The 24,421-nt window shown below is 59.9% G+C and carries 26 protein-coding genes; 17 read left to right on the top strand and 9 right to left on the bottom strand.

The annotated features are described in order from the left end of the window. Window positions 1-8: 8 nt before the first annotated feature. From AC0JZ4_RS22550 to AC0JZ4_RS22495, 12 genes are read left to right on the top strand one after another with little or no spacing between them, the layout of a single operon-like run. Entirely contained in the window at window positions 9-362 is a 354-nt protein-coding gene (locus tag AC0JZ4_RS22550; RefSeq protein WP_471888705.1) for a TrbC/VirB2 family type IV secretion system protein, read from the top strand. Window positions 363-365: 3 nt separating this feature from the next. After that, window positions 366-665, top strand: a complete 300-nt coding sequence (locus AC0JZ4_RS22545; RefSeq protein WP_471888704.1) for a VirB3 family type IV secretion system protein — start codon at window positions 366-368, stop codon at window positions 663-665. Window positions 666-667: 2 nt separating this feature from the next. Next, window positions 668-3,082, top strand: coding sequence for a VirB4 family type IV secretion/conjugal transfer ATPase (locus tag AC0JZ4_RS22540; RefSeq protein ID WP_471888703.1), 2,415 nt, complete (start codon window positions 668-670; stop codon window positions 3,080-3,082). After that, a complete protein-coding gene (locus AC0JZ4_RS22535) occupies window positions 3,079-4,185 on the top strand; it encodes a lytic transglycosylase domain-containing protein (protein WP_471888702.1) in 1,107 nt (368 codons plus the stop codon). Before AC0JZ4_RS22540 ends, AC0JZ4_RS22535 begins: the two co-directional genes overlap by 4 nt. A gap of 14 nt (window positions 4,186-4,199) precedes the next feature. Then, a complete protein-coding gene (locus tag AC0JZ4_RS22530; RefSeq protein ID WP_471888701.1) occupies window positions 4,200-4,907 on the top strand; it encodes a type IV secretion system protein in 708 nt (235 codons plus the stop codon). 1 nt (window position 4,908) lies between these two features. After that, on the top strand, window positions 4,909-5,112 hold the full coding sequence (locus AC0JZ4_RS22525; RefSeq protein ID WP_471888700.1) for a hypothetical protein: 204 nt from the start codon (window positions 4,909-4,911) through the stop codon (window positions 5,110-5,112). Window positions 5,113-5,119: 7 nt separating this feature from the next. Continuing rightward, on the top strand, window positions 5,120-6,142 hold the full coding sequence (locus AC0JZ4_RS22520) for a TrbL/VirB6 family protein (RefSeq protein ID WP_471888699.1): 1,023 nt from the start codon (window positions 5,120-5,122) through the stop codon (window positions 6,140-6,142). A gap of 29 nt (window positions 6,143-6,171) precedes the next feature. Then, on the top strand, window positions 6,172-6,864 hold the full coding sequence (locus AC0JZ4_RS22515) for a VirB8 family type IV secretion system protein (RefSeq protein WP_471888698.1): 693 nt from the start codon (window positions 6,172-6,174) through the stop codon (window positions 6,862-6,864). A 32-nt stretch (window positions 6,865-6,896) separates the two neighbouring features. Continuing rightward, the gene (locus AC0JZ4_RS22510; RefSeq protein WP_471889068.1) at window positions 6,897-7,688 is read left to right on the top strand and encodes a TrbG/VirB9 family P-type conjugative transfer protein; all 792 of its coding nucleotides are present in this window, start codon (window positions 6,897-6,899) and stop codon (window positions 7,686-7,688) included. After that, window positions 7,688-8,944 (top strand): type IV secretion system protein VirB10, encoded by a 1,257-nt coding sequence (gene virB10, locus AC0JZ4_RS22505; protein WP_471888697.1) that lies wholly within the window; start codon window positions 7,688-7,690, stop codon window positions 8,942-8,944. Before AC0JZ4_RS22510 ends, virB10 begins: the two co-directional genes overlap by 1 nt. Further along, the gene (gene virB11, locus AC0JZ4_RS22500; protein ID WP_471888696.1) at window positions 8,907-9,947 is read left to right on the top strand and encodes a P-type DNA transfer ATPase VirB11; all 1,041 of its coding nucleotides are present in this window, start codon (window positions 8,907-8,909) and stop codon (window positions 9,945-9,947) included. The genes virB10 and virB11 overlap by 38 nt, the downstream gene beginning before the upstream one ends. After that, window positions 9,944-11,941 carry a type IV secretory system conjugative DNA transfer family protein gene (locus AC0JZ4_RS22495; RefSeq protein ID WP_471888695.1) on the top strand — a complete coding sequence of 666 codons (1,998 nt, stop codon included), beginning with the start codon at window positions 9,944-9,946 and terminating at the stop codon, window positions 11,939-11,941. The genes virB11 and AC0JZ4_RS22495 overlap by 4 nt, the downstream gene beginning before the upstream one ends. Before the next feature lie 220 nt (window positions 11,942-12,161). On the opposite strand, the gene AC0JZ4_RS22490 is transcribed toward AC0JZ4_RS22495, so the two are convergent. The 3 genes from AC0JZ4_RS22490 to AC0JZ4_RS22480 form a co-directional block, all read right to left on the bottom strand. Beyond that, a complete protein-coding gene (locus AC0JZ4_RS22490; protein WP_471888694.1) occupies window positions 12,162-12,611 on the bottom strand; it encodes a hypothetical protein in 450 nt (149 codons plus the stop codon). Between the two features lie 328 nt (window positions 12,612-12,939). Then, the gene (locus tag AC0JZ4_RS22485; protein ID WP_471888693.1) at window positions 12,940-15,030 is read right to left on the bottom strand and encodes a relaxase/mobilization nuclease domain-containing protein; all 2,091 of its coding nucleotides are present in this window, start codon (window positions 15,028-15,030) and stop codon (window positions 12,940-12,942) included. Window positions 15,031-15,254: 224 nt separating this feature from the next. Beyond that, a complete protein-coding gene (locus tag AC0JZ4_RS22480; protein ID WP_471888692.1) occupies window positions 15,255-15,656 on the bottom strand; it encodes a plasmid mobilization protein in 402 nt (133 codons plus the stop codon). 471 nt (window positions 15,657-16,127) lie between these two features. On the opposite strand from AC0JZ4_RS22480, the gene AC0JZ4_RS22475 reads away from it, so the two are divergent. Together AC0JZ4_RS22475 and AC0JZ4_RS22470 are read left to right on the top strand one after the other, a co-directional pair. Then, entirely contained in the window at window positions 16,128-16,838 is a 711-nt protein-coding gene (locus AC0JZ4_RS22475) for a ParA family protein (RefSeq protein ID WP_471888691.1), read from the top strand. Further along, window positions 16,835-17,266 (top strand): hypothetical protein, encoded by a 432-nt coding sequence (locus AC0JZ4_RS22470; protein WP_471888690.1) that lies wholly within the window; start codon window positions 16,835-16,837, stop codon window positions 17,264-17,266. Before AC0JZ4_RS22475 ends, AC0JZ4_RS22470 begins: the two co-directional genes overlap by 4 nt. 8 nt (window positions 17,267-17,274) lie before the next feature. Here AC0JZ4_RS22470 and AC0JZ4_RS22465 read toward each other — a convergent pair whose 3' ends face one another. Further along, window positions 17,275-17,445, bottom strand: a complete 171-nt coding sequence (locus AC0JZ4_RS22465) for a hypothetical protein (protein WP_471888689.1) — start codon at window positions 17,443-17,445, stop codon at window positions 17,275-17,277. A gap of 275 nt (window positions 17,446-17,720) precedes the next feature. On the opposite strand from AC0JZ4_RS22465, the gene AC0JZ4_RS22460 reads away from it, so the two are divergent. Next, complete coding sequence (locus tag AC0JZ4_RS22460) at window positions 17,721-18,923, top strand: DUF1173 domain-containing protein (RefSeq protein ID WP_471888688.1); 1,203 nt, start codon at window positions 17,721-17,723, stop codon at window positions 18,921-18,923. Between the two features lie 14 nt (window positions 18,924-18,937). On the opposite strand, the gene AC0JZ4_RS22455 is transcribed toward AC0JZ4_RS22460, so the two are convergent. Further along, window positions 18,938-19,159 (bottom strand): hypothetical protein, encoded by a 222-nt coding sequence (locus AC0JZ4_RS22455; protein WP_471888687.1) that lies wholly within the window; start codon window positions 19,157-19,159, stop codon window positions 18,938-18,940. Window positions 19,160-19,493: 334 nt separating this feature from the next. On the opposite strand from AC0JZ4_RS22455, the gene AC0JZ4_RS22450 reads away from it, so the two are divergent. Both AC0JZ4_RS22450 and AC0JZ4_RS22445 read left to right on the top strand, forming a co-directional pair. Beyond that, window positions 19,494-19,889: a transcriptional regulator gene (locus tag AC0JZ4_RS22450; protein WP_471888686.1), complete on the top strand. Its 396-nt coding sequence runs from the start codon at window positions 19,494-19,496 to the stop codon at window positions 19,887-19,889. 137 nt (window positions 19,890-20,026) lie between these two features. Then, window positions 20,027-20,641, top strand: a complete 615-nt coding sequence (locus tag AC0JZ4_RS22445) for a hypothetical protein (RefSeq protein WP_471888685.1) — start codon at window positions 20,027-20,029, stop codon at window positions 20,639-20,641. 61 nt (window positions 20,642-20,702) lie between these two features. Here the strand turns inward: AC0JZ4_RS22445 and AC0JZ4_RS22440 are convergent, their stop codons facing one another. The 4 genes from AC0JZ4_RS22440 to AC0JZ4_RS22425 form a co-directional block, all read right to left on the bottom strand. Further along, window positions 20,703-21,011: a DUF736 domain-containing protein gene (locus tag AC0JZ4_RS22440; RefSeq protein WP_471888684.1), complete on the bottom strand. Its 309-nt coding sequence runs from the start codon at window positions 21,009-21,011 to the stop codon at window positions 20,703-20,705. A 511-nt stretch (window positions 21,012-21,522) separates the two neighbouring features. Further along, window positions 21,523-22,449 carry an ArdC family protein gene (locus tag AC0JZ4_RS22435; RefSeq protein WP_471889067.1) on the bottom strand — a complete coding sequence of 309 codons (927 nt, stop codon included), beginning with the start codon at window positions 22,447-22,449 and terminating at the stop codon, window positions 21,523-21,525. Window positions 22,450-22,732: 283 nt separating this feature from the next. Then, on the bottom strand, window positions 22,733-22,921 hold the full coding sequence (locus AC0JZ4_RS22430; protein WP_471888683.1) for a hypothetical protein: 189 nt from the start codon (window positions 22,919-22,921) through the stop codon (window positions 22,733-22,735). 84 nt (window positions 22,922-23,005) lie between these two features. Next, the gene (locus AC0JZ4_RS22425) at window positions 23,006-23,593 is read right to left on the bottom strand and encodes a hypothetical protein (RefSeq protein ID WP_471888682.1); all 588 of its coding nucleotides are present in this window, start codon (window positions 23,591-23,593) and stop codon (window positions 23,006-23,008) included. Between the last annotated feature and the right edge of the window lie 828 nt (window positions 23,594-24,421).

The following is a 24,421-nucleotide window of genomic DNA, read 5'->3' as shown; positions in this document are numbered from 1 at the left end:
AAGCTAGAATGGACGTTCAATCTCCACAACCGAACACCGGCACGAAGGCGCGCCCGCTCGCGCATGTGACAATAGTGGTCTGCCTCCTCGGCCTTTGCCAGACGATCGGGGCAGACGTTGCATGGGCGCAAGCGACAAACCAGGCATTCGCGCCAATCGAGACCGCCGTGCAGGCCATCGTCGATTTCATCACGGGACCGTTCGGGCGACTATGCGCCATCATCGCCGTCATCAGCATGGGATTTTTGGCCTTCGCGGGCCGCCTGAGCTGGTTCTTCGCCGGCGGCGTCGTACTTGGCATCGGCCTGGTCTTCGGCGCGCCCGCCATTGTCGACCAGATGATCTCGGTCGTCGGGAACTGAGCGATGGCCAGGCTCGAAGACGACAAACCGCTTCTCACGCCACTGGTCATCGGCCTGACCAGACCACCGACGCTGTGGGGCGTTCCCTATATGGCCGGCGTCATAGTGGTCGGCCTCACCATCATCGCCTGGTTGGTCACCGCCAGCCTACTGTCTCTCCTGACCGCGCCGGCCGCCTACACGCTCCTGTTCACATTGTGCAGTTGGGACGTCCGGATTCTCGACGTCCTGCAGGTGACCACCCGGCAAACGCCCAGAACACCGAACAAGACGTTCTGGGGCGCTAACTCCTACGGACCATGACCATGTTGAATGTAATCCGGGATGAACTCGGCTTCGGCATTGCACGCCACCGAGAGCGGCCGATGGCCCGTCACATCCCCTATCTCCGTCACGTATCCGATAGCATTGTCAGGCTTGAAGACGGTGCGCTGATGAGCGTGGTCAAGCTCGATGGCCTGTTCTTCCAGACGGAGGATCAAGCCGAGATCAACATGCGCTCCTTGGTTCAGAACACGCTGATCCGCGCGCTCGGCTCAAGCCGCTTCTCGCTATGGTCGACCGTTGTGCGTCGGCAGGTCGACGCTGGCCTTGCCGGCGAATTCGACAATCCGTTCTGCGCCGAACTTGACGCCCGCTACATGGCCTCGCTCGGCAGCAAGCGCATGTTCACGAACGAAATCTATCTGACGATCCTGAGATCGGGCATGCGCGGGGCGCTTGCGATCGGAGATCACGCGCGTCGCTTCGTCGACACCACCGCCGGCGCGCAGGTCAAGGCGGATCAGATGAAAAGCGCGATCGACGAGATGGAAGAGCTAACCGGCACGATGACGCGCGACCTCAACCGATATGGAGCGCGCGTCCTGACCATCGTGTCGCGCGATAAAGAGCCCTATTCCGAGCCGTGCGCCTTCCTCAATTCGATCCTGACATGCGGTGTCCAGCGTCGGATGCGACTGCCTCGGATGGGTCTTGCGTCCTACCTTGGTACCTCACGGCTGCACTTTTCACGCCGCACCATGCAGGCGCAGGGCCCGGTCAGCCAGGAAGACCGATTTGGCGCCATGCTGTCGATCAAGGAATATCCGCCTTTCACCGGGCCCGGCATGCTGGACGGCTTGCTGCAGGTGAACCACGAGTTCATTCTCACGCAATCCTTCACGCTCGCGGACAAGCCTATCGCACAAGAGCGTATCAGTCGGCTGAGACGACAGATCGGCGCCTCCGACGAAGCCGGAAGCGATGTCGAGAACGATATCGATTTCGCATTGAACAGCCTCCTCAATCAGGAAGCGGTATTCGGCTTTCACCATTTGACGCTCCTGTGCCTCTCGCGCGATCTCGATGGCGTCAACAAGGCTGTCTCGGATCTTGGCGCCTGCCTGACCGACATGAATATCAATTGGCTGCGCGAAGACTTGAACCTCGAGGCGGCGTTCTGGGCACAGCTTCCTGGCAACCATGCCTATATCGCGCGTAAGGCCATGCTCTCGAGCGCTAACTTCTCCGGGCTTTCGTCGATGCACAATTTTGCATCCGGGCAGCAGGATGGTGCCCATTGGGGAAGTCCGATCACAATCCTGCAGACGACCAGCCAGACGCCTTACTGGTTCAACTTCCATCGGCGCGACATCGGCCACTTCCTCGTGACCGGGCCAACAGGCTCCGGCAAGACGGTCGCCATGAGCTTCCTTCTTGCCCAGGCCTTCAGGGTCAAGCCTGCGCCTCAGGCGATATTCTTCGACAAGGACCGCGGCGCAGAAATCTTCATTCGCGCCATGGGCGGATCCTACGAAATCCTCTCGCCCGGAACACCGGCTGGTTTCAATCCTCTGCAAATCGACAATACGGGCGAGAACCGGGAATTCCTCCTCCGGCTGCTGAAGGCCATGTTGCGTCGCGATCCTTCCTCGACCTTCGATCAGGAAGACGAAGATACGCTGGAGCGGGCGATCGTACGCCTGATGCAGGAACCGGCAGCAGAGCGCACGCTCGTCAACCTCTCCGGGCTTTTGACGGGCCGATCCCGCGCCGGCCCCAACGACCTGAATGCCAGGCTCAGGCCGTGGATCGAGGGCGAAAAGGCCTGGCTGTTCAACGCCCCGAACGATGATCTTTCCTTTTCCAACCGCAGTATCTTCGGTTTTGACATGACCAGCATCCTCGACAACGACGAGGTTCGCACCCCGGCGCTCATGTACATCTACCATCGGCTCGACGAACTCTTCGACGGAACTCCCGTGATGATCTTCATGGACGAAGGTTGGCGGCTTCTGCGTGACGCGACCTTCAGCGACTTCATCGTCGACAAAATGAAGACCATTCGCAAGCTGAACGGGATCATCGGGTTCGGCACCCAATCGGCAGCCGATATCGCAAGGTCGCCAGCGTCCCACACGCTGATAGAGCAGTCGGCGACCAACATCCACTTTCCCAATCCCCGGGCGGATGAGGAGAGCTACATCCAGCGGTTCGGGCTGACGGTCAAGGAGTTCAACTTCATTCGCAACACTGCGCCGGAAAAGCGCGCGTTTCTGATCAAGCACGGGAATGACAGTGTCATCGCCCGGCTCGATCTTGGCGGCATGCCGGACCTCATCAAGGTTCTGGCAGGGCGCAAGGAAACGATCGAGGAATGCGCGCGTTTGCGCGAGCAACACGGTGATGATCCGGCCGGCTGGCTGGTGCAGTTCTGCGGATGGGAGGCGGCCCGATGAGCGCACTGCTGCGATCCGCCCTGCCGCTATCCCTCAGTGCCGTTTCCCTGGGAGCCGTTCTTCTGGGAGCCGGCATCGCGCTTGCAGACGTTCCAGTGGCCGACGGTACCAATCTCCATCCGCGCACGCTGCGCGAAGAGACGGCCGGCAAGATCGAAGAGACCGATAACGATCGCTACGCTATCGACACGTCCGTCAGCTGCTCGCTCTATCGGGGCGGCCGGCGCAATGATCCGGTCGGCGCGGCCACGGCAAATCCCGAGATATCCGGCCTTGTGCGGCGGATTGCCCGGGAGGAAGGCGTCGACGAAAGCCAGTTTCTCGCCCTTGTCTACCAGGAAAGCCGCTTCAACCCTTGCGCAAAGTCGAGTGCCGGCGCCACCGGACTTGCCCAGCTCATGCCGGGCACCGCCTCCGATCTCGGTGTCGACGAAAACAATATCGAGGACAACCTACGCGGCGGCGCCCGCTATTATCGGCGCCAGTTGTGCAATTTCGGCGGCGACGTCAATCTTGCCCTTGCCGCCTATAATGCGGGACCCGGTGCAGTCTCCAAATACGGCGGCATTCCGCCGTTCAAGGAAACCCAGGGCTATGTCGCCGCCATCACGCGAGATTGGCTGCCGGCCTTTGGCGGCTCCGGCAAGTCCGGCATACCGCTCAACTACGGAGGTGGCGAGACGGCCTATACCGCCATGCGGTCCTCAACTCTCAAGGCGATGGCCACGACGAAAGCCGCTGGCGACAGCCTCGGCAATGTCACAAGCTGGTATCAGCAGCTTGCACAGATGCACACGGGCACGATCCAGGACAGCTGGGACCACAATTCGACCGCCCGTAACGCCAATCTGGAAATGGCCAACAACGTCATCAAGCTGACAACGGTCATGGCGGATCTCCTCAATTCCCGCAGCGCCGTTGCCTCGGCAAACCTCTCTTCTTCGTCGCAGACAACCCAGTCGCCGATACGCAGCAGACCGCCGCGCGATCCACCAAGACTATGCGAGCCTCGCCGCAATCTCGTCTGGGACGAAGAGCGCCAGATCTGCATCGAGCGGCGTGAAGAGGAAGCCGACGTCCGGCTCATGTTTGAAGCCAACTGAAAAGGAACAGGAAGATGAACTTGAAGGGAACTGAACTCGCATTCGCCGCAGGGCTGCTCCTTGCCTCCCCCGCTCTGGCCGATGTCCCCGTCATCGATAGGAGCAATTATGCGGTTGCCAAGCAGACGGCCGACACGACCGACAAGATCCTCGACACCAACAGGAGCATCCTGACTACGGTCGAGGACACTCTAAAGGCCGTGACGGGCGACCGAGCAAGCACGGCCGAGCCCTTAAAGGACATAGCGGTCGGCAACGGGTTCAGCGTTTCCTCCATGCCCTCGTTCGACAGCATCCTCAAGCAAGGCGTTCCGGATTTCGGGGCGATGAACGGCGATGTCGCGCAGGCAGCTTCCGTCTTCATCAACGGCTTGCAACTGGTCAAATCCTTGTCAGGCCGGGAAAACAGCACGCTTGCAAACGACAAATCATACGAGCAGCTGGTCAATACCGTGCTCGGTGTCTCGGCCATGATCAATGGCTCCCAGCGCGCAATTGAGACCCGCAAGGGCGCGTTTGAACAGGCCGGTCGCCAGATCGGGACGGCCGAGGACATCAAGGGGTCGATCGACCAGAACACCCAGCTCCAGGTCCAGTCGGGCCTTACGCTCAACGAAATGATCGGCGTCATGAATGGCGCGGTGACGTCGTTGCAGGCAGAAAACCAGCGCCGCCTCACCGATATTTCGAACACCAAGAAGACGCTCGCCTATGGGAATTGAGATGCGCAGACCGATGACGCTCGGCATGCTTGCCCTTGGCGGCGCGCTGCTTTCCGCCTGTGGGACGGTGAAGGAAAAGACGGCACCGTGCAAACGGCCGGCCAACCTCTCATCCTTTGCTGCTGATCCCAGAACCGAATGCGTGGCGATGAGGGCGGTCAACGATCCGGCCGCGGCTTTTGCCGCTATCGGACTGGCGCCATAGGCCCGGCATGGATAACTTTCTCGGCGATCTACTGCAGCGCATAGACAGCTCCGGCTCGAGCTTTTCCGAACAGGCCTATACTGTCGTCGGCAACGAGCTGATGCCGCTGCTCAGGATCATGTTCATCGTCTATGCCGCATGGTATGGATTGCAGCTCACCATGGGAACATCACGGCTCGGCGTCGGCGAGATTATCGGCCGGACCGTTCGCATGATGCTGATCCTCGCACTGGTCAGTTCCTGGGCGAATTTCAACGATCTCTTTTACCGGTGGATCAACGATACACCCGAGGACGTCGGGCGGGCTATCCTGGCTGCCTCCGGGACCGGCATCACGGAGCCGACGAACGGCATGTCGCAGATCTGGGAAACCGCCAACCAGGCCGCGTCCGCCTTCGCCGAGCAGTCGGGCTATTTCTCGATCCTGCCCAGCATGATCGGTGTCCTGATCATGATCGGGGCCGGTGCGTTCATCGCCATTGCACTGGCGGTGCTGATCCTTGCCAAGGTCATGCTTTGGGTGCTCATCGGCACGGCACCAATCTTCATAGCCTGCATGCTGTTCGAGCGCACCCGTGGCTATGGTATCGGCTGGTTCAATCAGGTCCTTACCTATGCCCTGATTCCGCTTTTCATCTACGTCATCGCCGCGTTCCTTATCGCGGCCATGGATCCCGAGCTTTCCAAGATCGACGCGGCGAGCGGTAGCCGGACGCTGACCATGGCCGATATCGCCGGCTTCCTCCTTTTGTGCGTCGCTGGCGGCTTCGTCCTGATCTACATCCAGTCGATCGGACAGGGGATCGCCGGCGGCGTCGCGAGCGGCCTGGGCAATGCCGCGCAAGGCATGGCTCGCCGCTTCGGCATCGAGCTACCTGGCGCCCTAGCACGTGGCGGACTGAAAGCCGGACAGGCTGCCAGACGTGCGGGCGGGGCGCCACGCAACAGGTTTCAAGCGTACGGGGACGCGGCGCGTGGCACCCGCTCTGCGATGCAAGACAAGATTTCGAGACAGGGTGAGCCGACCTGACGGAACCAATTAAGAGAGACACAAGCCCCATGGCCGAGACCAAAGACCTGGATTTGCGCAGCTATTACCAAAGCGGCGACCTATGGGAACGCGAAATCGTCAAGCAGTCGAAACGATCGCGAGCACTTGCCTGGTTCGTCACAACGATTTTTGGCGGGGTCACCCTGCTCGCCTTGCTCACCCTTGTCATGCTCGTTCCCCTCAAGAGTTTCGAGCCCTATATCGTCGTCGTCGACAAGAACACCGGCTATCTCGAGGTCAAGAGCGGCCTCACCAGACCTTCGAACCTGACCGAGAACCAGGCGATCACCCAGGCCAATATCGTTCGCTATATTCGTGCGCGCGAAGGGTATGATCCCTTCGCGATATCGGACAATTTCGCGATTGCAGCGCTTTTGTCGACCGGGAGCGCCGCGCGTGAACTGCAGGAGCTTTTCAGCTCGGCGAACACGCGCAATCCCGCAAAGGTCTATGGCCGCACCACGCGGGTGACGACCGAGATAGCCTCCGTCACCTTTCCAAACAGCTCGACCGGGATCGTCCGGTTCTCGACTGCCAAAGCTTCCGAAACCGATACCGTGACCCGGCACTGGATCGCTGTCGTCCGATTTCGCTACACCGACACGCCGACCACCAACGAATGGCGCTTCGAAAATCCGCTGGGGTTTCAGGTCTATGACTATCGCCGCGATCAGGAAACCGTAACGGGAGGCAATCCGTGACCCGCCGTCAGATCACCATCGTCCCGGTCGTCCTGGCGTTCGCCGTCTGGTTTGCATCCGTCTGCGACGGACTGGCAGCGGCGACGCCGAACGCCGGACGCCTCGACGCCCGTGTAACGAGCATCGTCTATCAGCCGAACAACGTCGTTCGCGTGGCTGCCACCTACGGCATCTCGACCATGATCATCTTCGATGAAGAGGAGACGTTTGAGACAATCGCAGTTGGCGATTCCGAAAGCTGGGACGTGGTACCGACCGAGAAAGGCAACATCCTTTTCGTCAAGCCAAAGGCGAGGAACGTCTCCACCAATCTGAACATCGTCACCACCAGGCGGATCTACTACCTCGAGCTCAACGATTTCGCGCCGCAAGACGCTAGACAGGTGTTCGGCATCCGTTTCGTCTACCCGGATCGGGACCTGAACGCCTCGCTGCGCAAAGAGGCAGAGGCTCGCGCCGGCTATCCGAATATTTCCGGTATCGACAAGACGAACGTCAACCTCGATTACTCGTTTTCGGGCGACACGGGTCTGAAACCCCAGATGGTGTTCGACGATGGCCGCAAAACCTTTTTCAAATTCGGACCAATCGTGCCGGCGATCTTTACCGTCAACGCCGACTTCAGCGAAACGCTACGAAATTTCCGGCGTGAAGGCGAGTATATCGTCGTCGACGGGACGGCTACCCAGTTCACGCTACGTGACGGGGATCAATGGACCTGCATCTTCAACATTCGAAAGCCGGACTTCGGCCAGCCGGATCCCGACGTCATGGGGCCGGCCCCTGCTACCGATGCGACCAGACGGAGAAGGAGCGGCAACTGATGCAGCGGTCCCCGCAACTGCAAGCCATACTGGCGGCAGACGAAGTGAAGGTTCGCGACACGCGGGCCCGCCCCAAACAGCTTGCCGGGCTGGCGACGCTTCTTTTGGGTGGCGCCGCACTCGCCTACATTGTCGCCTTCGCCCAGGATCAGGAGCCGACGGACGTACTGCAGACCGAGGAGGAGTTCTCGACTACGACGTTTAGACCACCGTCCTTCCTTCGCGAAGAGCCAAGCCCCGCGGCGACACCGCCCAGCGAAATCATACAGATCCCGGAGCCCCCGCCGGAAACAGAGCCCGAGACATCGGATACGACCGAGTTCGACGTACCGCCGCCACCCATGGTCGCATCCCCTGAAGAACCCGATGAGCCCGCGCCGGACGTGTTTCCCGAACGCTATCGCTCGCGGCAGGTCGTTGTCGATTCGGCCACTGGTGGGGAGCCAAACGGGTCCGGGGACGCAAACGCCGCGGATGGCGGACCCTCCGTCGCGGGCGAGGACCGCAACAGCAGATATCTGGCAGCAGCAGCCTCCATGGGGGATCGATCCGCTGTCGCCCGCAAGATCGAACGGATCGACGCGATGGTCCCTGAAGGCACGTTGATACCGGGTATCATCGAAACCGCGATCAACAGCGACCTTCCCGGCCAGATCCGCGCAGTCACCTCGCAGGACGTCTACTCCTTCGATGGCCGCAGGATCCTGATCCCGACCGGAACGCGTCTGATCGGCGAGTATCAATCGGACGTGACGCGGGGTCAGAAACGCATCTTCGTCATCTGGACCCGGCTGCTGCGCGACGACGGCGTCACGGTCCGGCTGAACAGCATCGGCACCGACGGTCTGGGCCGCTCCGGCCTGACTGGCCTTGTCGACAACAAATGGCGGGAACGCTTCGGGTCGGCCGTCCTGCTTTCGATCGTCGGCGCAGGATCGTCCTACCTGACAGGCTATGGCAGTGACCGATACAGCAGCGCCGGGAGCGACGACGCCAACGAGGGAGGCTCGAACTCCGACCGCGCCGCCGATCTGGCCCGACAGACCATCGCCCAGACCTTTTCCGACATGGCCAATCAGGTCCTTTCGGAAAATCTGAGGATTCCGCCGACGATCACTGTGCACCAGGGTGAGCGCATTTTCGTCTATGTCCGCCAGGACCTCGACTTCTCCGCCATGTATCAGGACCCTGTCGAGGAAGCTCTCAAGGAGATCAGGCATGAGCGAGGCCTCGATCAGGATCGTGACCGACGATAGAATAAGCGGCAAGGACCCGCACTATTTCTTGCGGCGCGCCCTATCGCCACTGGCGGCCTTTCTCGATGACCCCACGGTCGTCGAAATCTCGGTCAATCGGCCAGGGGAGGTGTTCGTCGAGCGGTTGGGTTCCGATCGCATGGAACTGTACGAGATTCCGGCAATAACCGCGTCCGAGATCGAGCATATCGGCGAGCGCGTCGCGTCCGCCAGCAACCAGTTCATCAGCCGCATCAATCCTCTCTTAAGCACCGCCTTGCCCTCCGGTGAGCGGATTCAGATTGTGTTGCCTCCGGCGGCCCCGGATGGAGGTTCGCTCTCGATCCGCAAACAGGTGATTAGCGATTACACGCTGGCACAGTACAGGGATAGCGGTGCCTTTGATCGCGTGGACGTCGCGATCGATGGATTGAGCGATGTCGAGGCGACGCTCGCCGAATTGCTGAGGGCCAATCGAATCCACGACTTCATCGAAACGGCCGTCAGGGAGCGGATTTCGATACTGATCAGCGGCGGCACCTCCACTGGCAAGACCACATTTCTCAATGCCTGCCTGAAAAGCATAGACCCGCATGAGCGAATCGTCACTTTGGAAGACACGCGCGAACTGTTCCCGCCACATCGCAACAGCGTCCATCTTGTGGCCTCTCGCGGCGATCAGGGCACGGCGCAAGTCTCAATCCAATCGCTGTTGGAAGCATCGCTACGCATGCGGCCGGATCGGCTTTTCGTCGGCGAGGTCCGTGGCACGGAGGCCTTCTCCTTCCTCAGAGCAATCAATACCGGCCATCCCGGCAGCATGTCTACAGTGCACGCAGATACACCCATGGGTGCCTATGAGCAGCTTGCCATGATGATGATGCAAGGCGGCATGACCTCCGGATACTCGAAGCATGATCTCATGTCCTATATCCGCATGGTCATCCCGATCGTCATTCAGCTCCGCCGTGACGGGGGGCGACGTGGCGTCTCGGAAATCCTCTACGCTCGACGCGCACAATGAACAGAAGCATGTTTGTCGTCTATCTTCTGTTATGCAGCCTTTTCGCGGTCGCGGTGTGGATGCTCGCCTACAGCCTTATCCTGCAATTCGTCTGGAACGATGGACGCATCCTGACGATGATGACTACCGTCAACCTACTGGCGCCGATCCTGCAATTTGCGGCCTACCCATCGAACCGGTCACTTCAACTCGTGGCGCTGGCGTCGTTGGTGCCGGCACTGACCGCAGCGGCCGCGACCGCGGCTTTCGCGCTTCGCCGGCCGCAGAGCCCACTCGGCGACGCGGCTTTTCAGGACACAGCCTTAATGAGACGCGGCGGTTGGTTTCGGAAAGACGGGCATGTCTTCGGCAGGATCGGTCGAAGGATCCTGCGTCGGAAGGACGACCGCCATCATCTCGTGATCGGGCCGACCAGGTCCGGCAAGGGCGTCGGCTACGTCATTCCCAATGCTTTGACCTTTCCCGGATCAATGATCGTCACCGACTTGAAGGGAGAAATCTTCGACCTGACCGCGGGCCATCGAAAATCGCAGGGGCACCTGGTTTTTCGGTTCTCGCCAGGTGCCGCCAACACGCATCGATGGAACCCCCTTGATTTCGTTCGGTCGGATCGCGGCAGCAGAACGATCGACATCCAGAACATGGCTGCAATTTTGATCCCGGAGACACTCGGTTCAGACAATTCGGTCTGGCAGGGAACGGCACAGCAGGTCATTGGCGGTGTCATCAGTTATGTGCTTGAGAGCCGGCATTACCGTAACCGACGCACCCTTGGAGAGGTCAATGCCTTCTTCAATGCGGGTATGGACCTCCAGGCAATGATGAAATTGGTGAAGGAGACCGAAAGTGATCTCTCCCGTTTTACGGTCGACAGCTTCAATGCCTATATCTCGCTGAACGAACGCGCCGCCCGCTCGGCCCTTCTCGACATCCAAAAGGCGCTTGCGCCATTTCGCAACGAGCGGATTGTCGCGGCAACTGCCGTCACCGACATGGATGTTGCATCGATGCAGCGCCGACCAGTCACAATCTATCTGGCACCGAATATCACTGACATGACGATCCTGAGGCCGCTGCTGACCCTGTTCGTGCAGCAGGTCATGGATCTCCTGACACGTCAGCACGATCCCAACGCCCTGCAGGTCTACTTCCTGCTCGATGAGTTTCGGCAGCTGAAGAAGATGGACGAAATTCTCAACAAGCTTCCTTACGTCGCAGGCTACAACATCAAGATGGCCTTCATCATTCAGGATCTGAAAAATCTTGATGAGATCTACGGCGAAACAGCTCGCCATTCCCTGCTTGGCAATTGCGGTCTTCAGCTGATCCTCGGCGCCAACGATCAGGCGACAGCCGACTACACCTCGCGCGCACTTGGCAAGCGGACGGTCCGATATCACTCGGAATCCAGGACGCTTGAAATACTGGGCATTCCACGCCGAACCAGGGTCGAACAAATCCGCGAGCGCGACCTGATGATGCCGCAGGAAGTGCGGCAGATGTCGCAGGACAGAGCAATATTGCTGGTCGAAGGCCAACGGCCGATAATCAGCGGGAAGGTCCGGTACCACGCGATGCAGCCGTTTAAGGGTGCCGCCGTTACATCAGCCGGAATTTCGGTGGACATTCCCGAGGTCGAACTTGGCATGCTGCAGGCAGTGCCTGCGACATTACCGAGCTACGCGGCAAGCGAAAAGTCGATCGAGATGGACGCGATGAAGGCCATGACCAGTCTTGCCACTGTAGAGTTGGACGGCATGCCTGAAGCGGTGGCGAAGGCAATCCGTAAAACTTTCTTGGAGACAGCAATCCGGCCTACACTTGAAAACGATGCGGGCGCGACTGAGGCGCGACTGGTGGACAGTGCAAGACATCTCAAATCGAAAGTCACGGCGACTTTGACCTCGGCAGCAGCCTCAAGTCAGCATCGGCTTAGCGTCCAGGACATTCTTGCAAAGACGATACCCGATCCCGGTGAACTTGGTCTGGAATGATCCAAGAGGCTGCATCAAGCCTGCATGAAGCAATATGTTCAGCAGGGCACTGGCAGGTCCTCGCTGAATTACTACCTACGTTGAAAGTGACGGCCTAGGAGCCATGCCTTATGCCTATAGGCTGAGGTGGGGTTGGTCTTGTTCAAGCGCGACGTTGTGAGTGTTGTTTGGACCATTTCCAAGCCGCCACCGGCAGAACCAGTCTGGTTCTCGGCACCGTCTACGCCACTGCTGCGATCTTTCGCATCAGCCGTTCGAAACTGCCAAGAATTGCGATCAATTCCTCGACCGAATGAAACGTTGGACGCGGATAGGCTGGGGAGCGGGTCGGCTCACCGCGGCTCTCGACTATCTCCCTGCTCAAAATGGCAAAGGTCCCTGTCTCCATCGTCTCGCCAGACGAGACACTGAAATGCGTCTCCACAGTCGTCCGCTGTTGGATGATGACGTTGAGCTCCACCCCTTCGGGCAGAGACAGGAGCCTGTAGACCGATCCAGGCCCGCGCAATTTTTCGACGGAAATCTCACCTGAGATCGCTGCAAGCAAGTCTTTGCCCGATGTAGAAATACTAGGAAGAGAGGAACGAACCGGATGGCTGTCGCATAGTGTGTAATAGGATGTGTGGATATCGCAGGCCGCAGCCGCGGCAAGAAATTCCTGTCGATCCATCCAATCCCTCCTGCGGTTTAGCCCATCTTCTATCAACTGCCCGGAACGCTAACTGCAATAGTAGCTCTTGGCCGGCCTGCAAATGCGCTGAAAGCGCACCCCACACCCGTAAGTCTTCCAAACGCATTCGACCTAGCCAAGCCCAAAGGTGCCATCAGATGACCCGGGCGCTTGATACGTTGAAGCAAAGGCAATAACCGGCCCCATGATCGACTGGCGCTGGCGTTATGAGACAGCCAAACACCGAGGACGCTAAGGGCTCCAATCCTCCGCTCGCCTCTGTATTAACTCGGGAATGAATGCGCGCGCATCATCCCGCATCGCTACCCTATCGCTCTATGTCGTCGCGATCCCGCCTTATAGCATCGGCACTGTTCTCGCGCACCTGCCAATCCCTCGTGGCGTTCTGCGCTTTCGATCCGCTTGGAAGTGCGTCACCGCGCTGGCCTTTCTGTGAGGCATCCAGCCCTCTGCCCTGTCGGTCAGTTTGACCAGGGTCACCAGAGCCATCGCTCCGGTCGATCTGACTTTCACTCTTGGTCGACGTTGCACGCGATTGATCTCGTGCCCGCTCAGCGACGACCAACGCCCGTTGAAGCTCGGCATCGAACTCGCCGATCGCCTTGATCATGGTGTTGCCAGCCACTCCCAACTCCGCTGTCCGGGCCAGTTCTCGTTGTAGTCCTGCTTGGAGCGAGCGCTTATCCGCCTGGACGTCATCGGCCTCTAGCCGCTGGATAGCCTCGCGGTACTCCTCGACCTTCAGCATAGCCTCGTTGGCAATTTTGACGGTTTCCGGACCATGGCGCGCAACTGCGGCGCCCCACTGTTCTCTCGCATCGTCTGCGACGTCGGCGCGACCGCTTCGTTGATCTTGCGCGCGCTCGCGCGGTATTTCCGCCCGCTCCATCAATTCACGTCGAACATCGATATGGGCCCTGACCGCGGCAGTTATGTCGGCAAGACTATCTTGTTCGCCTATCGACGCTGTCTTTTGAGCCGCGACCAGCGCTGTTTCGACGCGCTTCTCGTAGGCTTCGAACTCCAATCGTGTCATAGCGCTCATATCATCGATCTCCATGAGACTTCGAAGGGTAACCATTTCAGTCCGGAAATGCGAGCCCATATTCACCCTATCCGGCCACCCTGAAAATGTGAGGCCGCGGTCATAGATCGCTGTTTCCATTTGCTTAGCGCGCGCTTTCGCGAAGTTTCCAACGGCATCAGACCGCGTGTCGCGTCTAAGGTTCTCCCACTCAATCCGAGCAATTTCGGTATAGTCCTTGGCGGATTCCGTGCTGGCGATCGAGCGCGCTTCATGGCTCTTTCTTTCATAGCGCCGCTGAGCAAACTCGCTCGTTCCTTCGAACTGCGTGCGCGCGCTCCGGTCTGTCGGTCGAACCTGTTTTCGCGTGAATGCCGGCGCCGCGGAGAGTTCGCGCCTGTCCGTCATTTCCATCGCAATACCGTTTTCGCGCGCAGATTTAGCCAGGCCCTCGCGCCAGCGCCGAAACGACGCGATGTTCGTTTCAACGCGGGCGCCCGCGTCGGAGCGCATCGCGACGATCGCGTGCAGATGGACGTGCGGTCGCTTGCCCCCGGCACTGCGGTCCTTTGGATCATCGGTGGGATCATGAAGAGCGAACACGTAACGATGGCCGGCAAATTCGGCTGCCAGAAACTGTCTCGCAGCCTCATGGAATTTCTCGGAATCTGTCCCGGCCCTGGCCGACATTACGAGGTGCATCACGTCTCTTGGCCTGCGGCTGTGCAGCTTCTCGCGCCATTCCAGCTGTACCAGATCGCCTGCCTGCTTGGCATCGCCGATCCTACGTCCGAGCTCGTCCTGCACTAACCCCGACGCCGTTTCCACAAGGTGACGAACACGGCTTGTCCCATACCGCACGCCATTCCCATGTCCGACGAAGTGCAGTCCGACTTCCCCGCCACTCGCCTGCAAGGCAGCATCGATCCGCGCCTGAATGATCTTTGCCGCCTTCGAGTCCGCTGTCAGGCGCTCGCCTTTGCTGTCGCGCAAGACCACGACACCATTGATCTGGCTCTGCTCATCCTTGGCGTCGGTCAAGGTGAAAACGAACGGCCGATCGCCGAAGGCCGCGGCCAGGATTTGTCGGGCTTTCGGCGTGTCGACGATCATTCCGGACGCGATGTCAACACGAAACACTCCGATATCGCGGCTCTCCGCTCGGCCGCTCATCACATGAGCCCAGCTTTCCTTCAGCGCCAGTACCTCACCACGGCCGCGCAGTTGCTGTCCGATCTCGTTTTCCAGAGCGACCTCGCCGTCACGGGACACATAACTTGCCAGAGCCCCCAGCCGGGACCCGCCCCCAAAGGAGGCCATCTTTACGACGGCGGGCTGGCTCCCGCGCGCGAGCGCATGGAAGCGTTTCGCCATCGAGCGCTCCGCCCGCTTCCGGCCATAACCGATCCCAGTTTTGACGGCCTTGCCACGTGGATGCATCCTTCCGGGGAGACTACCCGCGTCCGCTGAGGCCCCACCTCCCCGTTTACGCCATTCCTCTTCATCGTCCCGGCGACCTGCACCCATCGATCGCTCGTGGAGGATCGCAGCACGCCGTCGTTCCCAATCCTGCGTGAATGCGCCCAGAAAGAATTCCATCAGCCGATACCGCTATGCCTGCTGGCGCCAAGCGTTCCTAGCTTGCCAAGTTCGATCATCAGCGCCGCGACGACTGGACGGAGCTCTTTGAGATCTTCAGCGATTTCTGGCTCCCGAATGATGCCCCGGTGGACAGAGCGCAACAGACCATTGAGGTTCACACCGACGCGCCGGATTTCTTCACGCAAGCGGTCGAACACGATCCGGTCGCCTTCATTGAGGAACGGCTCGACCCCGGCGCCTTCCATCGACAGCGACCGGATGAAAGCAGAGACCGTGACCCCGGCGGCCTTGGCAGCCTTGCTGACGGCCGCAATCTCACTTGGCGAGAACCGGGCATTGACGACGCACGATCTTGCCTCTCGACGAACACCCATGCCCTTCCATGATAAATCTGCCATGTGCGTCACCGCCTTCTGTGAAACTCGCCGCAGGCGCCATCGACGGCTTGTCCGTCGATCGTCAGCAAATTTGTCTTACAAAATTGCGTATCCTGCCAACCACAAGATAGACCGTTTCAGTCCATATTCGCAAGCCATCCTCTCTCCAGTTCGGAAAATTCGCATCCACTCCACCATCGTAGGCGGCGCACCTATCGATCCGTCACATGACCTCCCGCTAGCCCACCTCCATAGAAGCACACCGCTCCGAAGTATCATATTTATAATCCGATTGGCCATCGTTACATATCGTGCGGGCCATCTGCCGTCACGTGCAGGAGTGCGACACTCCAGCTCGGCACACACCTTTCGCTCGGGCGATCTGCCACACGCCACCAACCGAAATCGAAAGACTGGACACATCGAAAATACAGACTATTATGGTCCATATTCATTGAGCGCGGCGGCATGGTCGCCCACTGAGAGGCAAGGATGACGAGAACCTATGCGGTGGTAAGCAACAAAGGCGGCGCTGGCAAAACCACTCTGGCGACGCTCCTTGGCGGTGAATACGCCTTGAGCGGCCTTCACGTGCTGATGGTCGACGCAGACGCGCGCCAGAACCTGGCAGGCTGGTGGAAGCTTTGCCATGTCAAGAAGAATATCCCGGTCAATATCGAGGTAACCACTGCAGCCACTCAGCGCGCCATCGTTGATGTGCTGAGGAAGTGGCGGAGCAATTTCGATCTGATCATAATCGACGCGCCTGGTGTCGACAGCGTTCTACAAGCAACCATCATACGGTCATCGGACGTCGTGATCTCGCCACTGCAGCCAGGCATCAAGGAGATCGAAGCCGCTGGTCAGACAGTCGCCGAAGTCAACGCAATCAACGATCAGTTCGGCACGTCCATCGTTCACATGAATGTCCGCACCCGCATCACCCTGCCGGGCCGAAACCTGGAAGCCTATCGATACATCCGGCCATTCGTGGCGGGGCTTCGAGATGCGAACTATCGGACGATGTTACTGAATACCGAACTGTTCGAGCGAAACGTCTACCGAGAGATTCAAAATGGGCTCGGCACGCTGCAGATGCAGCACCTGTCGGAGCCTGTCCGCAAGGCGAGATCTGAGGTCAAGGCGCTTGTCGAGGAGATTGAACTTCGCCGCGTCGATGGTGATGTCGGGGTTGCAGCATGACCAAGGGCAATATCGAATTCGCGCAGTTCTCGCTCGCGCCTCGCCGCGTAACGGCTGACCCTGTAGGCACCGTGATCACACATGCGGACGCTCCCACGGCCGGCGTTCGAACGAACTCGGCCGCCGAGCCTGCACAGGCCGGATCGGACGATTTCACGGCGCAGACGAATGAGCCACTTCTTCAACGTTCGCCTGACGATGAGCGTCGTCGGAACTCCGCAAGACGCGCCGGCGAGCGCCAGGATGCGCGACGAAAACTGAAGAACCTCAAACGGGCGAAGGAACGCAGCCTCCGCTTCTACGTCAACGTGCCGCTCGAACAGGAAGCGAAGATGCGGCTGCAGCGTGCCGCTCACGAAAACGAAGTGCACATGACGGTAATCATGCAGGCGGCAATCGATACCTACCTGAAGGACAATGGCTATTGATGGCCGCCTCAAAAGGGCGGCTCGGGGTCTATCGTGCCGTCGATCTCGGCCATCAGGACGATGAGTTCCGCGCGGGCGATTTCGAGCTCGGCTTGGATCTGCCGGCACTCCTCGATCGTGGGTGCGTTTGCAGCTTCAAGGCGAAGTTCTTCGATATGGTCTTCGATTGCTATCGTCATCGTCGTCTCCTTGACGTGTGTGAGAGATGACGGCGGGCGCGCAGGGCGGGGAAAGCCAGGTCAAGGCTCGTGGAACACGACCGGCGGAGCCGGCGCGCGGAGGAACCGATTTTGTTGCAGCAGAGTGGAACGGAGCGGAGGCAAAATTGGCGGGGCCGCGCGGCCTTGAGCTGGCTTTGCCCGTCCGGCACAATCGGCCGATCTGAACAGACAGGTTTACCTCTCGTGTGGCACCCCTTGCCGCCCTTGCCACGAACCCGGCGGGAGTGTGCTCTATGAGGCGCTTCCTGTTCGACGGCGTTGTGTGCAATGAGGGCGAGAAGAACTTCACGGACCATATGACACAAGCGTATCGCAAAAAGGTTCGACCGCTCTGCCTGTGCTGCGAGCCGGCAGTGGCGATGTACATTGCCGATATCGGCGATCAATTGGTGATCAAGCGGATGCCGCTCACCGGCGGCAAACACGATGCGGCCTGCCCTTCCTACGAGCCGCCTTACGAACTGTCCGGCCTTGGCCCCCTGATGGGTGGTGCCATCAAGCTTGATCCCATCGCGGGAACAGCCGCCTTGAAACTCGATTTCTCGCTGTCGAAGCGCGGCGCGATGATTGGGTCAAACGGGACGGCGACACCTGCCGACAGTGTTCGCAGCGAGGCCAAAAAGCTTTCGCTGCGCGCCCTGCTGCATTTTCTGTGGCACGAAAGCGGGATGACGGAATGGACGGCGCACTGGTCTGGCAAGCGTCACTGGTGGCACGTCTATCATCACCTGAGCGAAGCAGCCGGGCTGATGGAAGTTCGCGGAGAAACGCTCGCCGAACGCCTGTTCATCCCGGAGCCGTTTCGCGCAAACGACAAGGAAGCGATCGAGAAGCGTAGGGCGCAGAAATTCGCACGTCTGTTCCATACGCCTCCCGGTCCGAAGAAGCTGATGGTGCTGGTCGCGGAGATCAAGGAGTTTGCCGAAGCACGCAATGGTCGACAGATCGTCATAAAACACATGCCCGGTTTTCGGCTTTTCCTCGAAGACCCGGCCTGGCGATCCCTGCAGCGTCGCTTTGCGACCGAACTCATGTTGTGGCACAGTTCCGAAACGTCACACTTGATGTCGATCATGACGATCGGCGGGACGGCGACCGGTATCGTCACGGTAAACGAGATGGCCGTAATGACGGTCACGGAGCATTGGCTGCCGATCGAGAGCGCCTATGAACAAAAGCTTGTCGAATGCGTGGTGCGGCTGCATATGAAGTCGGTGAAGGGGCTGCGGTTCAATCTTGCCCGTGGTGTTCCTATGGCCAATGTCATCCTGCCTGAGGCACGACCTCTGCCACTGGGTATCTACATCGTCCCGCCGGATGCCACAGACAGTTTCGAGGAAACGATGCGGGAGATGATCGAGGCTCGACCGGATCTTGCATCTTGGATATGGCATGTCGCCGAAGACGACATGCCATATCTGCCGCCGCTGCGGTGACGGCTTTGCTGTTTCTACGGCTCGTTCGCGTCGTCGAGCAGACCATCGTAAACCTCAAGCAGAGCGTTGGTGATTGCCTGTCCGAGCGCATTGCCGGCAGCGCGAACATCATGGTCTTCGCCGTCGCGAGCAGCTCTTGCCAGTTCGAACCCATGTTCGCTGACGATATGCTTGGCGGCCTCGATCGCCCATTGCCCAAAATCGCCGCGATTTTCGATCTTGATTGCGTTTTCCATACCGGGCTCCCTATCACGTCGGCGACGATCTAGCCCTTCCATGATCGAATAGCCAGCGTTTGATTGTACCGTGTTGAAATGCAGATCGGGTCGATAAAACCTGCCTTGGGACCTGCGCCATACTCAATCCGTTGCCAATAAGATCGAGGCGCAGCCGGTATCCGATCAGGCATGTCTCATAGAAGCTTCTGAACCGGCGCTACGTGCCGCATTGAAAGAATTCAGTATCTAGCGACGCAAAACGCGCTGATGGCGGCCGAAACGGCGGCTTGCAGCATTGACTCCAAGACAGAGGGGAAACAAATGCTTGTTCGCCTGACAGAGGAGAACACTGATGGCCGACGAAACTACGATCCAAACGACTGCCACGCCCGACACACCGGCCGCGCCCCGCGTTGAAAAGAAGCCCCGCAAGCCACGTGCACCGAAGGCTGCTGGCGCTGGCATAGCAGATGCAGCGACAGTGGCGGCTGAAAAGCCGACCAAGAAGACCCGTGCTAAGCGCGGCTCCAGGACTGTTCCGGTCAAGGCTGAAAAGACCGCTGAACCGAAGAAGGTCGTCGCGCGCGCTCCTGGCAAAAAGGCTGCAGCTTCCGTTCCTGCAGCGTCGATCGACGATATAGCCGACCTGATCAAGCTCGAGGAGGAGAACAAGCAGTTGCGCAAGGAACTCTCCGACAAGCTTCGCTCCGAAAACGCCGATCTGCGGAAGCGCCTTGGCAAGGCCTGACGTGGGGTCGCCTGCGGCGCCTTGGACAATGGGTCAGGTGCCGCCAATCTTTCGCTCTACGGTGCCGGCACCGAACGGAACCGGCGAGATGATGACTGCGGTAACAGTCCGCCGCAATACTTGAAGGGTTTGACGCGATGAGAACACCATGGAAATTTGTAGCTGATCTGGTGTCGCGTAATCCGAAGGCTGAAAGTCATGACGACACCCCGGCCGTCGCCGCCGACGCCATCGCTCTAGAAGACAAGCCCGGCGCGGAAGGGCCTCGCCCGGTTGGCGAGGCAACCGTGGCTGCTCGCTCCGTTGAGCCGATGGAGGCGCAAGCTGAGGAAGCCTTTCCTGCTATGGATGCTGATAAGGAAGCGGCGCTTATCTTTGATGATACGAAAGGAAGAGCTTCTGGGGATCCAATCGGGGTCGCGGAGCCAGAAGAACTCCCTACCTTATCGAGACCCAAAGGCGCGTCACCTGCCCCTATTGAGCCTGCGCCCCAGGTGGCTGGCGCTAGCGAAACATCGGTGCAGCCATCACCGACACGTCGAAAAAAGAATGGGGCGGACGCGAAGCCTTCGGTGTCCGCCGGCGGGTCTGACGAGGACGCTCCCGCAATTGCTACCGGCCCCAAATCCTTCCTGGACGAGATGGCGGAGCTTGATGCCGATGTCGCCGAACTACGGCGCCAGCTTGCAAAGAAGCTCGCTGAGCAGAATGCGCAATTGCGCAAGATGCTTGCCAGGTTTGGCGCGCGCTAGCCGCGCTGTAAGCGCGATACGGAGATAAGGCTCCGCCAGCGGCGAAGCCTCATGATGTCAATTAGTCCCGGTTTGGGCGGGACCAGATGAGATGGAGGCCATCCTCACCTTCGACCTCGGCAAGCGTTGCGTAGATCGGAGACGGGAAGCTCGGATCGTCGAGCTTGACCGAGAGGTAGTCACGGCCCTGTTCAGAGGTCTTCTGCCAGGCGGCGCCGAATTCGACAGTTCCCGCGTAGACGCGGAACTGCGGGCCCTTTTCCGAAGGATTTTCGACGCGGGTGATGCGGGCCTTGACGTTGAGGGCAAGAGTGCGGATCGAGCCGATGAAGCCATTCCTTTCAGAGGTAAAGGTGCCGATGGTAGCCATGTCAAAGTTCCTTTCGCTGTTTCGAGCCGCTCCAGTGCGGCCTCGATGGTTGTCGACAAGACCGGGGACGATCGGCTCGCACCCAATCGGGCTGAAACGCAGTGGAAGGCGGCAGGGGCCGGATTTCTTGGAGGGAGAGGAGGGCGGCTCGCCGCCCGGGGCACGAAATCCGACCACTGCCGTTGCGGGAGCCGATCGAGGCTAAGCCGCTTTCCGGTCAGACATGCCCCATCGAGCGCGCTTCTGGAGTGGCTTGAGACACGGGGAGAAGAATGTGACAAAGGTGCTTTCGCCAACAGTGGCCAGATGAACCGAAGTCATCGCGTGGCGTCCTCGACTGTTGCTACCGCCGCTTCGGGGTTGCATCCAGCACGATTGCCAACCGGAACAGGGCAGGTTGCAACCCGAACCCTGGGGTATCGTCTCGACACGGTTCGTCACCCAGGAGGACGGGATCACCGGGCCGCCACCGGTTGTGACGCCCACTTTTGATCAAGTCTGCTTCGCCTGATCATTCCGCCCGATGGAGCGGTTCCATGTCCGGCTGCAACGAATGCAGAAACGTCACAGCCCGCTGTGCATGTGCTGCCGCCTGGAAAATGGCCCGCCGATCGCCCGAGAGCACCGACAACCACGTGTTCACGTAGGATGCATGATCCGGCCGCGGTTCCAGTTCCGGCACGATCCCAAGATCGGCGCAAAGAAAGCAACTGCCGAGCTCGGCGATGAGTTCTTCCCTCGCACGGTCCCTCCGATCCTTAGCATAGCGCGAGAGGTCGCGTCCGACGCGGCCTTTCGCCGCTGTCCAATGCACATGCTCATGCGCCGCTACAGCCGCCTCGGATTCCGCATCCCGGAATGCCTTTGACGGCGGGAGCTGGATATGGTCTGTAGCGGGAGAGTAATAGGCCTGATTGCCACCGCGGCGAACATGTGAGCCAGTGTTGCGGAAGAAGCGATCAGCACTTTCGATCCGCTGCACCGGATCGATCACCTCCGTCACCGGCGCGTAATAGCTATCCGGCAACCCGTCGATTTGCTCGATATTGAACACAGAATACGCTTTCAGAAATGGAATGTCTCGATCAACCTCGTTGTCTTTTGCATCCGCTTGCGCCTTGGTGAAGTGGCTCGCGAACACGACCGTCGAGCCGGTTTCGCCCTTCCGCACGGCCGCGCCCAGTTCGAGCGCCTGTCTGAATGTCATCCACATCGACGAGGCGAAGCCGCGCGAAGTCTGCTCCGACCAGAGGAGCAGCACGTTCATGCCTGAATATGGAAGGCCGTTGTGGCGCAACGGCCGCGTTATCGGGCCATTTGTATTGGCAGCGCTCCAGGGCTTCATCCAGGGACGCACGCCGCGTTCGAGATCCTCGACGATCCGGTCAGTGATCCGCGCGTAAATGCCCTTGCGATCCGTTCCTATGTTTCTGCTCATATCTTTTCTCCGTTTCCAGGAGCGCGGTACTCGCGATCCGTCACGGAGGTCCAAAGCTGGGGCCGACAGGATGGCGATGCACCGGAACGGCCGCAACAACGTGGAGGACGGCAGAGCCGTTGCATCGGCATACCGGCTCCGGCAGGACCGCTAAACGGGACGGGTCGCGAGCGGCACGCTCCCCCTCCTCGATTAAGACCGAAACGAAAAAGCCGGCACCGCGTGTGCCGACCTTTAAGCAGAAGAAAAGTGAGGTGCAGGGCCACGGTCCGCCACGATACCATCACTGCGGCCGCACCACCGTAACCAGGACTGTCAGCAGGAAGGTGAAAATGACGAATTCGAACATCAGGTCGCGTATGATGCCGTCACGGAAATTAAGCCAGGCGGCGTTGAAGTAGCTACCGATCGATAGCGCAGCGGCGAAGATGAGCGAGATCGCGATGCAAATGAGCTGGATGGAAACAAGCATTTCGAATTTCTCCGATAACATGGCCCTGGATACAGGCCGTCGCGTTGAAGAGAGGGATGTGGGGCTGACGCCCCGCGGCACCGATCAGCCAAAGGTGGCCATTTGAGCTTCGGCCGCCTTACGGTCGAGCGATGCGCCCGGGTTCTCGACCGGCCGGTCGAAGGGCTTCCAGGCCTCGCCGACAACCTGTTCGTAGGCCGCCACCGCGCCCTCGGCTGCCATGCGCAGCGCGTGGGACTGGACACCCATGTCGGCCGCGAATTCCCGCTTGCGCTGAGCGGCGCTATCGTAGCCGACCGGCCCGTCGAGATCCTCATCGCGGGCATCGTTAGATGCCTTGGCAGTTGCGTCGCGCGCCTCGGTGACGGCCCGTGAGTAGAACTGGCCGGCACCATGAGCTGATCCGACGAAAGCGCCGACGATCCGCTGCAGGTGGATCTGCATCGCCTTGTCGCCGATACCTTCGGTGAGGCTGTCGGCGGTCTCGAGTATCAGCCGCTCGTGGAGGCTACGGATACCATCGCTGTCGACGACTGCCGTGCCAAAGCTTTCGGCGATCCTCAGCGCCTGAATGACGTCGGGGCAGCAGTGGCGGACCATTTCGAGGGTGGTGCCGCGGCGCGATTTCGCCGGTCTGGCGTAAGCGCGATTGGGTGTGGTGGGCTTGGCCATGTCTGTTCCTTCCGTGGCTGCCGAAGCGGTTCCGGCCCGTGCCGGTATGCCCTTCGATGCGGACGACCAGGAACCGGCACAGGGCGGTCGGCTTCACAGGTCCGATCCGACTGAGCAAGCAGGGGAGGATTGCAGGCCAGCAGGACTTGGCCTGCTTGGGACTGCGAGATTCCCCTCGCGCAGAGAGGGTGGGTCGGCCGTTCTACGGCGCGCCAGCGGCCTTGAAACGACCGGCCGCCGGTTCAGGCCGCAGAGACAAGAAGGGCAGTCCCGCACAGGGCCGATATGAGGTCCAATCCGAAAGGGAGTAACATGGCCAAGCCCGCCACACTTGCAGACACGATCGCTGCATGATGGCGAGACGACGCCCAGCCGACACCTTGTTCCGGCTCCCCCTACCCGGCAGCTAGCGCGCCGGTGCGTGATCACGAGGTGCGAGTTCACCGACGGCGTGCTCTTGCGCCGCCGGTCTGCAAGCAGACCTGTCGAGTTCTCCTCACCATTCGAAGGTGAGGCGGTCGACAGGCTCCTGATGATAGAGGCGGCACCAGATAGGCTTCACGTCCGGGTCGGGTCTTTCAGCGTTGTCGGCCACCGTCCGGGGGCGCCGCAATCTGCCGCGTCAGACACTCGCAATGCCGCTCGGCCCTGCGCTAGGTGTCAATGCCTCCGCCCGTGATAGCGACGGCGGATATGGATTATGCCGCTTCCCCTCGACTTCGTCAGCCGACGAAGGAGGAAGGCACATGATACGCAGCGTGATGAGCGAAATCGATGAGCCGAACCGGCCGCGCTCCGCATACCCTTCACTCGGCCCAAGGAAGCGAT

The organism is [Rhizobium] kunmingense (assembly GCF_977018605.1).
The sequence above is the reverse complement of the archived record's forward strand: the minus strand, read 5'-3'. Positions and strand labels throughout refer to the sequence as shown.